The following is a 322-nucleotide window of genomic DNA, read 5'->3' as shown; positions in this document are numbered from 1 at the left end:
AACAGTCAGGAGGTTGGCTTAGAAGCAGCCACCCTTTAAAGAAAGCGTAATAGCTCACTGATCGAGTCGTCCTGCGCGGAAGATGTAACGGGGCTAAGCTATATACCGAAGCTGCGGATGCGTGCTTTGCACGCATGGTAGGAGAGCGTTCTGTAAGCCTGCGAAGGTGTCTCGGAAGGGATGCTGGAGGTATCAGAAGTGCGAATGCTGACATGAGTAGCGATAAAGGGGGTGAAAGGCCCCCTCGCCGTAAGCCCAAGGTTTCCTACGCAACGTTCATCGGCGTAGGGTGAGTCGGCCCCTAAGGCGAGGCAGAAATGCG

The 322-nt window shown here is 55.0% G+C and carries 1 rRNA gene; it reads left to right on the top strand.

The annotated features are described in order from the left end of the window. Positions 1-322: ribosomal RNA gene (locus G3N99_RS41630) — 23S ribosomal RNA — on the top strand; the annotation flags it as partial.

The organism is Burkholderia sp. Ac-20392 (genome assembly GCF_017104585.1).
In the GTDB taxonomy this organism is placed as follows: domain Bacteria; phylum Pseudomonadota; class Gammaproteobacteria; order Burkholderiales; family Burkholderiaceae; genus Burkholderia; species Burkholderia lata.
The sequence above is the reverse complement of the archived record's forward strand: the minus strand, read 5'-3'. Positions and strand labels throughout refer to the sequence as shown.